General features: G+C 60.6%; 12 protein-coding genes. 11 read left to right on the top strand and 1 reads right to left on the bottom strand.

What is annotated here, in order from left to right:
• Window positions 1-4 precede the first annotated feature (4 nt).
• The 7 genes from pcaD (at window position 5) to wecB (ending at window position 9,109) form a co-directional block, all read left to right on the top strand.
• A complete protein-coding gene (pcaD, locus tag PQR54_RS09810) occupies window positions 5-796 on the top strand; it encodes a 3-oxoadipate enol-lactonase (RefSeq protein ID WP_408245191.1) in 792 nt (263 codons plus the stop codon).
• Complete coding sequence (pcaC, locus tag PQR54_RS09815) at window positions 793-1,188, top strand: 4-carboxymuconolactone decarboxylase (protein WP_116145954.1); 396 nt, start codon at window positions 793-795, stop codon at window positions 1,186-1,188. The genes pcaD and pcaC overlap by 4 nt, the downstream gene beginning before the upstream one ends.
• A gap of 519 nt (window positions 1,189-1,707) precedes the next feature.
• Window positions 1,708-2,556 carry an ABC transporter permease gene (locus PQR54_RS09820; RefSeq protein ID WP_408245192.1) on the top strand — a complete coding sequence of 283 codons (849 nt, stop codon included), beginning with the start codon at window positions 1,708-1,710 and terminating at the stop codon, window positions 2,554-2,556.
• Complete coding sequence (locus tag PQR54_RS09825) at window positions 2,557-3,927, top strand: ABC transporter ATP-binding protein (RefSeq protein WP_408245193.1); 1,371 nt, start codon at window positions 2,557-2,559, stop codon at window positions 3,925-3,927.
• A 66-nt stretch (window positions 3,928-3,993) separates the two neighbouring features.
• Entirely contained in the window at window positions 3,994-6,687 is a 2,694-nt protein-coding gene (locus PQR54_RS09830) for a glycosyltransferase (RefSeq protein WP_408245194.1), read from the top strand.
• Between the two features lie 64 nt (window positions 6,688-6,751).
• Window positions 6,752-7,939, top strand: a complete 1,188-nt coding sequence (locus PQR54_RS09835) for a class I SAM-dependent methyltransferase (RefSeq protein ID WP_408245195.1) — start codon at window positions 6,752-6,754, stop codon at window positions 7,937-7,939.
• A gap of 66 nt (window positions 7,940-8,005) precedes the next feature.
• On the top strand, window positions 8,006-9,109 hold the full coding sequence (gene wecB / locus PQR54_RS09840; protein ID WP_408245196.1) for a non-hydrolyzing UDP-N-acetylglucosamine 2-epimerase: 1,104 nt from the start codon (window positions 8,006-8,008) through the stop codon (window positions 9,107-9,109).
• 21 nt (window positions 9,110-9,130) lie between these two features.
• Here the strand turns inward: wecB and PQR54_RS09845 are convergent, their stop codons facing one another.
• Complete coding sequence (locus PQR54_RS09845) at window positions 9,131-9,859, bottom strand: TetR family transcriptional regulator (RefSeq protein WP_408245197.1); 729 nt, start codon at window positions 9,857-9,859, stop codon at window positions 9,131-9,133.
• 384 nt (window positions 9,860-10,243) lie between these two features.
• On the opposite strand from PQR54_RS09845, the gene PQR54_RS09850 reads away from it, so the two are divergent.
• The 4 genes from PQR54_RS09850 (at window position 10,244) to PQR54_RS09865 (ending at window position 14,057) form a co-directional block, all read left to right on the top strand.
• The gene (locus tag PQR54_RS09850) at window positions 10,244-11,842 is read left to right on the top strand and encodes a 6-hydroxynicotinate reductase (RefSeq protein WP_408245198.1); all 1,599 of its coding nucleotides are present in this window, start codon (window positions 10,244-10,246) and stop codon (window positions 11,840-11,842) included.
• Between the two features lie 52 nt (window positions 11,843-11,894).
• On the top strand, window positions 11,895-12,833 hold the full coding sequence (locus PQR54_RS09855) for a UPF0280 family protein (RefSeq protein ID WP_408245199.1): 939 nt from the start codon (window positions 11,895-11,897) through the stop codon (window positions 12,831-12,833).
• Window positions 12,809-13,399 (top strand): amino acid synthesis family protein, encoded by a 591-nt coding sequence (locus tag PQR54_RS09860; protein WP_408245200.1) that lies wholly within the window; start codon window positions 12,809-12,811, stop codon window positions 13,397-13,399. The genes PQR54_RS09855 and PQR54_RS09860 overlap by 25 nt, the downstream gene beginning before the upstream one ends.
• Before the next feature lie 73 nt (window positions 13,400-13,472).
• Complete coding sequence (locus PQR54_RS09865; RefSeq protein ID WP_106276889.1) at window positions 13,473-14,057, top strand: amino acid synthesis family protein; 585 nt, start codon at window positions 13,473-13,475, stop codon at window positions 14,055-14,057.
• Window positions 14,058-14,091: the final 34 nt, after the last annotated feature.

Here is a 14,091-nt window from a genome sequence, read left to right on the forward strand (position 1 = left end):
CGGCATGCCTTACGCCGCAGTCAACGGCACCGAGCTTCACTATCGAATCGACGGCAACCGTCACGGCAACGCGCCGTGGATCGTGTTGTCGAATTCGCTCGGCACGGATCTGTCCATGTGGGCGCCGCAAGTCGCGGCGCTGTCGAAACACTTTCGCGTGCTGCGCTACGACACGCGCGGCCATGGCCACTCGGAAGCGCCGAAGGGCCCCTACACGATCGAACAGCTGAGCGGCGACGTGCTCGGCCTGATGGATACGCTGAAGATCGCTCGCGCGCATTTCTGCGGAATTTCGATGGGCGGCCTGACCGGCGTTGCGTTGGCGGCGCGTCATGGCAACCGGTTCGAGCGCGTCGTGCTGTGCAATACGGCGGCGCGCATCGGTTCGCCTGAAGTATGGATCCCGCGCGCCGCGAGAGCGCGCACCGAGGGCATGCTCGCGCTCGCCGATGCCGTGCTGCCGCGCTGGTTCACGGCCGACTATATCGAACGCGAGCCGGTGGTATTGGCGCTGATTCGCGACGTGTTCGTGCATACCGACAAGGAAGGCTACGCGTCGAATTGCGACGCCATCGACGCGGCCGACCTGCGCCCCGAAGCGCCCGGCATCAAGGTGCCGGCGCTGGTGATCAGCGGCACGCACGATCTGGCCGCGACGCCGGCGCAAGGCCGCGAACTGGCGCAGTCGATTCCCGGCGCACGCTATGTGGAACTGGACGCCTCGCACATTTCCAACATCGAGAAGGCCGACGCTTTCACGAAGACTGTGATCGATTTCCTGACGGAGCAGAAATGAACGACGAAGATCGCTATGAAGCCGGCCTCGGTGTGCGCCGCGCGGTGCTGGGCAGTGCGCACGTCGACCGGTCGCTTGCGAACCGCAATGAGTTGACGGAAGAGTTTCAGAATTTCATCACCCGCTATGCGTGGGGCGAAATCTGGACGCGCGACGGCTTGCCGCGCCACACGCGCAGCCTGCTGACCATCGCGATGATGGTCGCGCTCAATCGCAGCGAGGAACTCGCACTGCATCTGCGCGCCGCGAAGAACAACGGCGTGACGCGCGAGCAGATCAAGGAAGTGCTAATGCAAACCGCGATCTATTGCGGCGTGCCGGCGGCCAATTCGGCGTTCCACCTTGCCGACAAATTGTTCCGCGAAGACGACGCAGCGGCAGCTCAGCCGTAGGCAATGCCATCGAGATGACGTGCCAGGCGGCGTGCGAATGCACGCTGCTTCTAAACATTGACGATGTCTGATTTCATCCAGCCTGCAATGGGCTGTGATACGGATACCTGATATCCGGCGGCGTTCGACCTGGACGCCGCGCACTGCGGGATTCGGTCGCATTCCACTTCTGTCGATTTTTGCAGAAAATTCCCACACTGAAATTGAACTTTCCTGCAAACATTTCTGACGTTCTTGTTTGCGCATGGTCATTTTCTAAGATTTAAGTCGACCCAATTCGTTGACAATACGAATGCCGGTGAGCTCTCGGCTATTAATCTTCTGCACGTTTTAGATGTGAATTTAACCACCTCAAGATAGTGAAATTCGTTCGCGTGAGTCCGGTTGGTCCGTAGGATTTTTAAGAGCAACGGAGCAGTCTGCGACTGGCGCAATCCCGGCAGGTTCATTTGACGCCGCATGGTTTGCCTCTTCGTTGACCGTTAAACCAGCCGGCGCTGTTCAAGGCGATCTGCCAATATGAGCTTTACCTATAAACACGACGGTCGCGAGGAATCTCATCCCCGTGCTCATTTTCGTGACCTCTTTTTACTGCCCTGGCAGCAACGCCAGCTTATCGTCGCGCTAACCAGGCGGGACATATTGAGCCGATATCGCGGGTCGGTAGTGGGACTGGCCTGGTCCATCGTTCAGCCGTTGATCATGCTCGCCATGTACACGGTTGTTTTCGGCACACTGTTGAAATCGCGCTGGCCAGGAACCGACAATAGCTTTCAGTTCGCGGTGATCCTGTCCGTGGGCCTGATTCATTTCAATTTCTTCGCGGAGTGCCTGAATAGAGCGCCGACCATTATCACGACCAACGCAAACTATGTGACGAAGGTCGTCTTTCCTCTCGAGATCCTGCCGTGGATTACGGTCGCCTCGGCGGCATTTCACTTCCTGACGAGTTTTACCGTTTGGGTTGTCTTCGCGTTATGCGTATACGGAAAGCTTCAATGGACGATCGTCTTTTTGCCCGCGCTCTTCATTCCGCTCGCGTTTGTCGGCGTGGGTTTGGGTTGGCTGTTCGCCGCCACCGGCGTCTACGTGCGTGACCTGACGTATGTCACCACGCTGCTTTCATCCCTGTTGATGTTCCTGTCGCCGGTTTTCTACGCGCTTGATACTTTGACGCCCGCTTTCAGGGCGCTCATTCTGGCCAATCCGCTGACGTTCATCATCGAACAGGCACGCGCGGTCATGATCGCCGGCGAGTTGCCTGACTTCGTGGGGATAGCGATCTATCTGTCATGCAGCATCGGTTTCGCGTGGAGCTGTCTGGCCTGGTTCCAGAAGACACGCGAAGGATTCGCGGACGTTCTGTAAATGCCGGTGCTCATGGAAATAAATCAAGCCGGCAAGCCTGAAACCACGATTCAGGTCACAGGCGCCTCGAAGCGTTTCGACATCTACGAAACGCCGCTCGACCGTCTCAAGCATATCGTCTTCCCTAAACGCACCGGCTATTCGCGGGAATTCTGGGCGCTTCGGGATGTCTCGCTCTCGGTCACCCGCGGCGAAACGGTCGGCATCATCGGGCGCAACGGCTCCGGCAAGTCCACGCTTTTGCAGATAATTTGCGGAACACTTCGCCCCACGCAGGGTGATATCGCGATCAACGGTCGCGTGGCGGCACTGCTTGAATTGGGAGCCGGTTTCAATCTGGAGTTCTCCGGGCGGGAGAACGTTTATCTGAACGCCGCCATGCTGGGAATGACCGCTGAGCAGATCGAACGGAAATTCGCCAGCATCGAGCAGTTCGCGGAAATCGGCGATTTCATCGATCAGCCGGTCAAGACTTATTCGAGCGGCATGTATGTGCGCCTCGCGTTTGCCGTGGCCATTCACGTCGAGCCTGCGGTCTTGATCATCGACGAAGCTCTTGCCGTGGGCGACGCGCGCTTCCAGGCCAAATGCTTCAACAAGATCAAGGAACTCAAGGAATCAGGCGTCACGATTCTTTTCGTGTCGCATGACGTCGGCTCGGTGCGAACCTTGTGCGAGCGCGCCGTCTGGCTCGATGGCGGACGGGTTCGGATGGAAGGCAACGCGTTCGCCGTTACCGCGCAATACACGCAGTTCATGTCCGAAGGGCTCGGCGAAAGCGAAGTGATCGCAGTGTCCAGTCGGTCGGCAGACAGCGCGAGCGGTCGTGATGAAGAAGCGAAGCAGATCGATCGGACCGCGGAAAGCGCGGGGCGGCTTGCCTCAACTGCCAGTGATGAACCGATCAACCATTGGGGGACGCATATTGGGTCGATCGTGTCGGCCCAGGTCCTGGATTCGGCCGGTCGGCGCCAGAGCGTGTTTTCCGCATTTGAGCCGATGATTGTCCGCCTGGCGGTCCAGATTCCTGAAGGCATCGATCGCCGCGCGCTGAGCGTGGCTTTCTCCATCAAGGATACAAAAGGCACGGACCTGATCGTTCGAACCACGCACGACGAGAAAGGCATTGACTTCGAGTTCGACGGCAGTGCGTTCGAAATTGAGTTTCGCCTGAGAAACCAGCTCAACACAGGCCGGTATCTGCTCGTGGCGGCCCTCGAAGACCGGTCCGCCGCAGTGCCGCAGTACTACGAGTACATCGAGGGCGCCAGCTATTTCTCTTCCTACGTTGAAAGCGATAGATACGGGCTATTCCTGCCGGACATCACAGAAAAATTACGCACGGACGAGACGCCTCTACTCAGGCGCTGACGGCATCAGAAAGAGCAATTGGATTAACGGCGACTCGAGAGGTTGGCCATGGACGGACAGGAAGCAATGCCAAACGTAACGCGGAGACAAACCCTCGCATCGGTCGCGAAGCCGAGTACTTCGATCTCCGACGCGGATGCTCTCATCACGCAACTCGAGCAGATTGCAGAGGAGCAGCGTCTCGCGCGCAGAGACCGGTACACACTGACGAAGCGGCTGTCGGACGCGCTGTCGGAAATCCATAGTCTCAAGCGCTCGTTGAACGGCGTATCGAGCGAGCTTGTGCTCGAGGTTCGCGAGCGCGAGCGGGTGCAGGGCGCTCTTAGCGAAGTCTTCGAAAGCAGTTCGTGGAAGCTGACCGCGCCAATGCGACGGATTGCGAGCGCGGTTTACGCGTTGGCGGCGCGCGGCAAGACGCAGACGCCGGCTGTTGCCGGCGTTCCCATGCATGACGTCTTGCCCGTAGCCGGCGAAGACTACGAGACCCATACGCGCGCCCAGGCCGCATACTTTGGCAACTACGCCAAGGACCCCTCAAAGCAAAGAAGGCACCAGATCAGCCGCCTGCTCACGGCGCATCCCGACCGCCGGGGTGTGGTGCTGTGTCCGGTTGCCTACGATCTTTCGCTCAAGCAGCGTCCCGACCACATCATGGCCGAGTTCGCAAAGGCGGGCTATCTTTGCGTGATGCTGGAGTTCGGCGGCCTTTATCCCGTGATCCAGCCCAGGTCGAAAAACCTGTACGTGTCCAACATGGTCGAGGATTTCCTCGGCTATTTCCAGGACGAGCCGGTCACGCTCTATCTTCACTGGCCGGGCTTCAAGTACGTCGCCGAGATCTGCCGTGCCGCATTGACGATCTACGATGTTCTGGATGACCTGACCATCTTCGCGAACTATTCCGACGTCATGCGTTGCGACCATGAGGTCTTGCTGCAGATAGCGAACGTCTGCCTGTTCTCGTCGAATCGGCTGCTCGAGGCGAACCGCGCGAAGGTAACGAATGTGCTGGTGCTGGAAAACGGCGTGTATCCCGAAGACTTCATTCACGGCGAGCGGGAGCGATGCGACGTGCCGGCGAAGCTGTACGAGATGGTGGCGAACCGGAGGGTTGTCGGCTACCACGGCGCGATTTCCGAGCTGCTCGATTTCGATTTGCTCGACGAAATCGTGCGGCTCAACGACGTGGTGCTGCTGTTCGTCGGTCCGGTCGTCGCTTTTGAACCGCAATACAGCGTCGAGGTTCAGGAGCGCATGGCGCGTCTGAAGACGTTCGACAATTTCATTCACCTCGGCCCGAAACCGTATGCCGAACTGAAGCACTATCTCGCCTGGATCGATGTCGGCATCGTGCCGTTCGTTGTCAGCGAGAAAACCGACCCCGTTTCGCCGCTGAAGCTGTTCGAGTATCTGGCCGCGGGCAAGCCGGTGATCGGCACGCCGACCCGCACCATCAGGGAATACGAACACGCCATTATCGTCGCCTCGGGAATCGAGTTCGTCGATGCAGTGGCCGGCGGCCAGTGGTCGACCGCGTACACGGAGGCGTCGGCAGAGGTTGCGAGCGCGCACGCCTGGCCTGTGCTTCACGCGCCGTTGCTCAGACAGGTCAACGCCAGGAACGTGACGAGGCTGACGGCCCCTTCCGCGCGGCGCACGGTGAAAGTGGACATCATCAACGTCAACTTCTACGACTGGAACGGCGAAACCGTCTATAAAGGCGGGGCGGAACGCTACGTCTACGACCTCGCGGTCGTGCTTCATGGCATGGGGTGCGAGGTTCGTCTGTTGCAGAACGCCCGGGAGCCGTTCGAGCGCGATTTTCGAGGCGTCAAGGTCGTCGGGATCAAGGCTGCGGACAACTTCGATTTCGACATGATGTCGAGCAAATACGCCGAATTTTGCGCGGATGTCGATCTCATCATCGCGTCGCCGACTGAGCTTGCCGCGTCGCTCGGTAAAAACAGGCGGGTCATCTCGATCAACCACGGCATCCATTGGGACGGAGCATCCAATAACCTCGCAACATTTGACCGGGCACGTTATGAAACGCTGTTCCGCGCGCTGCGCAACAGCGACCAGTGTGTCTGTGTCGATACGAACTTTATCAACTGGGTGCGAACTTATGATTGGGCGCTCGCCAACACGCTGACGTACGTCCCGAACTATGTCGATCTGGAGTCTTTCAGGAGCCATCCGAAGAACTTCGAAGCGGAAGAGTTGTGCGTTCTCCTGCCGCGCCGGCTTTATGAGGCGCGGGGGCTCTATCTGACTATCAACGCGTTCGATCTGCTGTTTTCGCGGCGCTCGGATATTCGTCTGGTCCTGTGCGGCCAGGCGATCGATCGCGACGCGGAAGCGGTAAAAGCATTCATGGCGCGTCATCCGCACAGGGTGACGTGGATCGAATACGACATGGAGGACATGTACAAAGCCTATGTCGACAGCCATATCGTGCTGGTGCCGACCATGTATTCGGAAGGAACGTCACTGTCCTGCATCGAGGCTCTGGCGACCAATAACGCGGTCATAGCGACCAACGTCGGCGGATTGCCGAATCTGATCGTCGACGGTTACAACGGCAAGCTGATCCGGGCGGACTATATCGAGCTTGCGACCGCCATCGAAGAACTGGCTGACGATCGAATAAAGCTCGCCAGACTCGCCGCGCACGGACTCGAGTCCTCGGCCGCGTTCGCGAAGAAGGAATGGGAAAACCGCTGGCGCGAAGTCATCGAAAGCACGCTGACTGTCGACTAGCCGCTTTTGCACCCATCGCAAACGCCCGCGAATTCGATGGAATGCGCAGACCAACAGGCCTTGTATGACAGACATCAACTCAAAGCAATACTGGGACCATCGTTTCTCGACGGACTGGGTCTCTGCCGGCGGACATGGGCAAACGCGATTTTTCGCGACGCTTGCGGCCCAGCTGATGCCTGACTGGTTCAAGGACCTGGTGTTGCGCGAGCAATGGAAGATTTGCGATTGGGGTTGTGCGGAGGGGCAGGGCGTAGACGAACTAAGCAAATGGCTTGGTGTGAACTCCATCACCGGCGTCGATATTTCGGAAGTGGCGATCGGGAAGGCCCAGGCCTCTTTTCCGCACAGGCGTTTCAAAGCTCAGTCTCTCGACGACCTGGACGACTACGACGTCATTTTCTCGTCGAATACGCTTGAACATTTCGACCAGCCGTTTGATGTCGTCGCACGCTTGGCCGACCATACGAAGCGCTTTCTGGTTCTGCTTCTGCCGTTTCAGGAATATGACCGGATTCCCGAGCATTTCTTCACGTTCGACCTGGACAACATTCCCGTCTGTCCGGTGCCCGGTTTCGCTGCGGTGGCGTGCCGCGTCGTCGACGCGGCAAAAGTCAATATCAACTATTGGAACGGGAAGCAGATATTGGTCGTCTACGCACGGCTCTCGGCGCTCGGAGACACTCGGCCCGATCTGCGCAACTTTTTTGCGGGGGACGATACCTACGAGGCGTTCGCGCTAGAGCGCGTTCAAAGCATTGCTCAACAGCACGCCTCAGAGAAGGAGCAGTTCGCGGCGCAGCTTGCTCAAACTCATAGTGAGCGTGCTGCCACGACTGCGCGTCTCGAATCGACAGAGAAGACGCTGCAGCAAGTATGCGCGGAACTCGATGCGGAGAAAGCAGAGCTGAAGCACTTGCAAGAGACGCTCGCCGAACGGGATCAAGCACTCGTCGAATTGAAGCAGGCACTCAGCAAGCGGGAGCAGACAGTCCGCGAACTAACACGAGCAATTACCGAACGCGACCAGACAATGGCCGAAGCGAGCCAGGAACGCCGCGCCCTGTCTGCGGAGATTGCTTCGCTTCATGCGTGCATCGAAAGATACAAGATCGAAGGCGAACATTGTGCGGCTTTGCTGACCGAAGCCCGAGCGCATGCGGACGCGGTCGAAAGGCAATTGAACACGATGCTGCGCTCGAAGACTTGGCGGCTCAGAAGCGCGATCTGCCGGTTGGTCGGTAGAGCGTGACCATGCAAAGAGCCGCCACCGGCTATAGCCGCCTACCCTTTATCAAGTCCAATACCGGAAAACGCTGTGAAAAAACGTAAGATCATCGTCACCATCGGAACGCGTCCTGAAGCGGTGAAAATGGCGCCGCTCGTCAAGCAGCTGCAGCGCGAAGAATGGGCGGACTGCCGCGTGCTGGCAACGGCGCAGCATCGCGGCATGCTCGACCAGGTGTTGCGTCTGTTCGAGATTCAAGCCGATATCGACCTCGATATCATGCAACCCAATCAGTCGCTACCCATGCTGACCTCTCGGCTCATGGTCAGGCTCGACGATGTGCTTGCCGCCGAACAGCCCGACGTGCTGCTTGCGCAGGGCGACACGACTACCGTGCTGACGGCGGCGCTCGCATCGTTTTACCGGCGCGTGCCGGTCGGGCATGTCGAAGCGGGATTGAGAACGGGCGATCTGTCGAACCCGTTTCCGGAAGAAATGAATCGTGTGGTCGCGAGCCGGCTAGCGCGCTGGCATTTCGCACCGACGGAGACCGCGAAACAGAATCTCCTCACAGAAGGCATCGATGCAGCGAGCGTGTTCGTCACCGGCAACACGGTCATCGACGCTTTGCTGGACGTGGCCGCGCAGTGCGATGGTGCAACGCCTTTCAAGGGCGATAGCCGGCTGATTCTGGTGACATCGCACCGTCGCGAGAATTTCGGCTTGGCGTTTCAGAACATCCTTCGAGCAATCAAAACGATCGCCGATAACAATCCCGACGTTCATGTCCTCTATCCTGTTCACCCCAATCCGAACGTGCGTGAGACTGCATACGCCCATCTCGACAATCATCCCCGGATCACGCTGTGCGAACCGCTGGATTACCTACCGTTCGTTGCGGCGATGAAGCGCGCCTATCTGATCCTGACCGACTCCGGTGGCGTGCAGGAAGAGGCGCCCGCGCTCGGCAAACCGGTGCTGGTGCTGCGGCGCGAGACAGAGCGCCCGGAGGCGGTCGCGCACGAGGTGGTCAAGCTCGTGGGTACCGAATACGCCGACATCGTCTCGAACACGCAACGGCTGCTCGACGACCCGGCCGAATATAAGCGTATGGCGCGAGGCGTATCGCCTTACGGTGACGGCCACGCGTCCGGACGAATCGTAAGCGTATTGAGAGATCACTTTCAGGTGTAACGCCGGTTTGCGGCGGAGCGGTCATGCCTCGCTATTCTGGCTTGCCTCGTTCAACGCGATCGTGAGCGCCGTCGCATCCGGCTGCACCGGCAAGCTCGACCGCACCGCGCGCAGCACCGTGTCCTTGATAACCTCCCGCCAATGGTCGAGCGACGCCTTGTCCATCAAAGGCTCGCCGAGAAACGCGCCCAACGTGTACTGATTGGCGTTATAGAAGTAGCCGAGCGACGCGATCATCAGATAGACGTCGCGCGCTTTCACATCCGCACGAAAAACGTGTTGTGCCTGCCCCGCGTCCAGTAGCTTTTGCACCACCGAAATCGCGTAGCCGGAAATCTCCTTCAGCTTCAGCGATTTTTTTGCGTGCTTGCCCTGGTGCAGATTCTCGCTGGAGAGCAGCGTGACGAACTCGGGATGATCGAGGTAATACTGCCAGACGAATTCGACCATCTGTTCGAGTCCGTGCACCGGGTCGTCCAGATCGAGATCGAGTTTGCTTTCCGCCTCGTTGAATTGCGTATAGATCGTTTCGAGAACTTCGACGAACAACTGTTCCTTGCTGCCGAAGTAGTAGTAGATCATGCGGTCGTGCGAGCGCGCGGCCTTCGAAATACTTTCCACGCGTCCGCTCGCATAGCCCTGCTTGGCAAAGACCTTGATGGCCGCTTTCAGAATCTTGGCGCGCGTGTCCTGCGCCTGTTTCGCACGGATGCCGGTAGCGCCCGGCTTGCGGGCGGCGGTGGGACTCATGGCGGTCTCGGATCTCTTGTTAGCGTCAAGTGGAACGGCATGCGCCGCGCCCGGCCAGGCGGGAGCGCGCCTTCATCATACAGCCCGCAAGACTGCTGCGGCATGCGCTGCGCGATGATTCACTTCGGCGTAGATTGAAGCGCGACTAAGCTATCGATAAAGCGGCGATGTGGCATTGCACCAATCGCGCGCACGCCGGTAAATACGTTGCGCAGACTAAATTGATCGAGTAGATTTCTAACGAGTTTGGTGTAGCGGATACTACACGAACGGTGAGTGACCGCAACATGGAAAACGGCGGATCACGCGAAAGTGCCTGCAAACAGGCACTATTCGTCAGCCGGAGCGGGACCGATTGTAATGTCGTCGTATGGGAACCCCACCATGACAGAACATACGAAGGTCGATTTCGGTGCGGACAGCGTCGACGGCGAAACCGCCTCGACGCCGGGTCCGACCGTGCTCGAGAAGGCCGCGCCGCGCAGCGAGCGGATGGCGTCGAACAAGATCGAATGCAATGCGTGCCCGGTGCTGTGTCAGATTTCCGAAGGGCGCACCGGCGCGTGCGATCGTTATGCGAACGCGGATGGGCGGCTGATTCGCGTCGACCCGGTGGTGTTTTTGTCGCGCGCGTCTTCATCTTCAACGTCCGAGGCGAACGCCGCGATCGAATTTGGTGCATCTTCTGAAGTGCACGACTCCGCTGCCGAGCAGGCGTTGTTCGTGACCGGCGTCGGCGCTTCCTCCACCTATCCCGACTACAAGCCCGCACCTTTTATCGTCGCCTCGAAACTCGACGATGTCGACATGATCACCGTCGTCACCGAAGGCATTTTCAGCTACTGCAGTTTCAAGGTGAAGATCGACACCGACCGCTTCCTCGGGCCGGAGCAATCCAACGTGCGCTGCCACGGCGAAATTGTCGGCCATGTGACGACCGCGGAATACGGCTCGCAGATGCTGAGCCTCGGCGGCGTGCATCATCTCACCGGCGGCAGCAAGAAGGAAGGCCGCGTGACCTGCGACATGATGCTCGCGCTCGGCAACAAGGAAGCGGTGGAGTTGAGCATCGACGGCGGCGCGAGTCTCGTGATTCGCGCAGGCGCGGCGCCGATCGTCGACGGTGTCGAGGAGCAGCGCATGCGGGTGGGCTGCGGCTCGGCGACCATCGGCATCTTCGCGAAGCAATGGTTCGGTCACGCCGACGAAGTGGTGGTCGTCGACGATCACATCACCGGCGTGCTCACCGAACATCAAGCCGGGCGATGTCTCGGCATGACGCGCTCAGGTGTGAAGATTCGCGGACGCAAGTCGACGCCGGGCCGCTATTTCCAGGTGGCGAATCCGGGCACCGGCTGGGGCGGCACCGACATTCAGGACCCGCTCGCGATTGTCGAGGGCTTCGACCCCGCCGTGGCCAAACCCGGCATGCGCTTATTGATGGTGTCGACCACCGGCGAACACGCGCAGTGGTACGAACTGGATCAGAACCTCGTGCCGCGTATCGCGGCGATGCCGGACACAGTGCGCCGCACGGTCGAGCGGATCGGCGAGAACTGCGAGCCGTCGCTCGCCACCGTGCTGTTTCTCGGCGGCGCGGGCGGCAGTCTGCGAGCGGGCGCCACGGAGAACCCCGTGCTGCTCACGCGCGCGATCAAACAGAAACTGGTCAACGTGACCTGCGGCGGCGCGCCGGCTTATGTGTGGCCGGGTGGCGGGATCACGGTGATGGTCGATGTCGCGCGCATGCCGGACCGTTCGTTCGGCACGGTGCCGACGCCGGCGATCGTCGCGCCGATCGAATTCACCATGACGTACGACGCGTATCGCGATCTCGGCGGTCATCTCGACGCGGTGCGTTCGTTGGAGAGCGTGCTCGCGAACGGGCCGGAACATACGGAAGGCGCGCCGCGCGCGCGCCGTACGCTGGCGCGCAATCCCGACAACCCGTGGCCGCCCGCCATGCCGCCGATGCTCGGCTGACCGGGCGGACGCCTCCAGGACACGTGACGCAAAAACGAATGCGACCAGAGCGATGAACCCCACCCGCACCCGACTCGACGCGACCCGCTGGCACTGGCAGCATGGGCCGATCGATCTGATCCTCAGCGCGGACGGCACGCCCCAGGCGGTGCAAGCCGCGTATGAGGCGTGCTGGGCGCGCTTTGTCGATGTGCTTTCGGAACTCGTGGGTGAACTGAAGCAGCTCAAGCAACCTGTTTCATCGCAAGCCGCGCTGCACGACAACGCACTGCAAGGCCCGGTTGCCCGCCGTATGTGGTCGGCCTGCCAGCCTCACCGCGCGTGCTACATCACGCCGATGGCCGCGGTCGCGGGCAGCGTGGCCGATGAACTGATCACCGCATTTGCACGTGAAGGCGTCTCACGTGCCTTCATCAACAACGGCGGCGACATCGCGCTGTATCTGACCGAAGGGCAGCAATACCGCGTCGGCGTGTTCGCGGACCTGGCGTCGTTCTCGGCTGTGCGGCTGTCGCACGATCACGCACTCGACGCCAATCTGACGCTCGACGCCAGCCTTGCCGTTCGCGGCATCGCGACGAGCGGCTGGCGTGGCCGCAGCTTCAGCCTCGGTATCGCCGACAGCGTCACCGTGCTCGCGCGCAACGCCGCCGCGGCCGACGCCGCTGCAACCGTCATCGCCAACGCCGTCGATCTGGATCACGAGGGCATTTTGCGGCGTCCGGCTTCGTCGTTGAAAGACGAGAGCGACCTGGGCGACATGCTCGTCACGGTGGACGTGCCGACGTTGCCGCAGCCGCTGATCGATTTCGCGCTGGCGCGTGGCGTCGAAGCCGCTCAGCGTTTGCTCGACCAGGGCTTGATCGAAGGCGCCGCGCTTTTTCTGCAAGGACGGGTGCGCGTTGCCGGCATTCATGACACAAGCGGTCTGCTCTCGCAGAGCGCGCAAATCAAAACGGAGGCTCCGTGTTCGAAATACGCCGCGTGCTGACGCACGTCGAAGACATCTTCCACGAGTTCGGCCCCGCGCCCGCGCAGCCGCTCAGGCGCGGCGCGATTGCCGCGGTGATGAAGAACCCGTTCGCCGGCCGTTACGAAGCGAAAATCGAGCACGCCATGGAAGCGCTCAAGCCGATCGGCTTCGATATGGCGCAACGGCTGCTGGGGGCGATGGCGGTGCCGCATGCGTCGATCGAGAGCTACGGCAAGGGTGCGATTGTCGGCGCGCGCGGCGAATTGGAGCATGGCGCGCTGTGGCATGTTCCCGGCGGCTACGCGATGCGCGAGTTGCTGGAGAAAAACGGCGTACCCACCAACGCCATCGTGCCGTCGACGAAGAAAGTCGGCGCACCGTCCACGGCGCTCGATGTGCCGCTCACACACGTGAACGCGAGCTACGTGCGCAGCCATTTCGATGCGATCGAAGTGCGCGTGCCCGGCGCGCCCGCCGCGGACGAGCTGGTGTACATCCTCGTGATGAGCACGGGGCAGCGCGTGCATGCGCGCGTCGGCGGCCTCGCTAAAGAGGCGATCGTGGGCAAGGACGGTTTGCGCTGAGCGGCGCCTGAATAACGCGCCGCGCTGAAGCATTGAAACGAAGCAGAGCGGGCATCGAAACTCGGAGAGCGAAATGGCAATCAAGCTTCGCAAGCTGGTCGTGCAAGTGGATGAAACACGCATTGAAATGGGCCAGGCCGTCGAGCCGCCGGCGCGCCGCGCGGTCGCGATCGCGGTGATCGATAATCCCTACGCGGGCCGTTACGAAGCCAAACTCGACGCGCTGATCGAAGCCGGCGAAGAGTTGGGCGCGTTGCTCGGCAACAAGTGCGTTCAAGCGCTGGGCATCGCGCCGGGCGAGGCGCAAAGCTATGGGAAGGCCGCCATTGTCGGCGAGGCGGGCGAACTGGAACATGCGGCGGCGATCCTGCATCCCAAGCTCGGCGCGCCGCTGCGGGTCGCGGTCGAAAAAGGCGCGGCGCTGGTGCCGTCGGCGAAGAAGATGGGCACGCTCGGCACCGCGATCGACGTGCCGCTCGGCCATAAAGACGCCGCCTTCGTGCGCAGCCATTTCGATGCGATCGAGGCGCGCGTATCGGACGCGCCGCGTGCCAACGAAATCGTCGTGGCCGTCGCGGTGACGGCGTCGGGGCGGCCGCTGCCGCGCATCGGCGGCTTGCAGGTGAGCGAGATCAAGGGCGAAGACGGTTTGCGCTGAGGAGTTTGCATTCGGCGTTTTCGCCGGCGCCCCA

The organism is Paraburkholderia phytofirmans (assembly GCF_046028095.1).
GTDB classification, from domain to species: Bacteria; Pseudomonadota; Gammaproteobacteria; order Burkholderiales; family Burkholderiaceae; genus Paraburkholderia; species Paraburkholderia phytofirmans_A.

Coding starts and splice junctions, on each gene's coding strand:
- pcaD (WP_408245191.1), top strand. CDS start 5: ATGCCTTACGCCGCAGTCAACGGCACCGAGCTTCACTATCGAATCGAC.
- pcaC (WP_116145954.1), top strand. CDS start 793: ATGAACGACGAAGATCGCTATGAAGCCGGCCTCGGTGTGCGCCGCGCG.
- PQR54_RS09820 (WP_408245192.1), top strand. CDS start 1,708: ATGAGCTTTACCTATAAACACGACGGTCGCGAGGAATCTCATCCCCGT.
- PQR54_RS09825 (WP_408245193.1), top strand. CDS start 2,557: ATGCCGGTGCTCATGGAAATAAATCAAGCCGGCAAGCCTGAAACCACG.
- PQR54_RS09830 (WP_408245194.1), top strand. CDS start 3,994: ATGCCAAACGTAACGCGGAGACAAACCCTCGCATCGGTCGCGAAGCCG.
- PQR54_RS09835 (WP_408245195.1), top strand. CDS start 6,752: ATGACAGACATCAACTCAAAGCAATACTGGGACCATCGTTTCTCGACG.
- PQR54_RS09845 (WP_408245197.1), bottom strand. CDS start 9,859: ATGAGTCCCACCGCCGCCCGCAAGCCGGGCGCTACCGGCATCCGTGCG.
- PQR54_RS09850 (WP_408245198.1), top strand. CDS start 10,244: ATGACAGAACATACGAAGGTCGATTTCGGTGCGGACAGCGTCGACGGC.
- PQR54_RS09855 (WP_408245199.1), top strand. CDS start 11,895: ATGAACCCCACCCGCACCCGACTCGACGCGACCCGCTGGCACTGGCAG.
- PQR54_RS09865 (WP_106276889.1), top strand. CDS start 13,473: ATGGCAATCAAGCTTCGCAAGCTGGTCGTGCAAGTGGATGAAACACGC.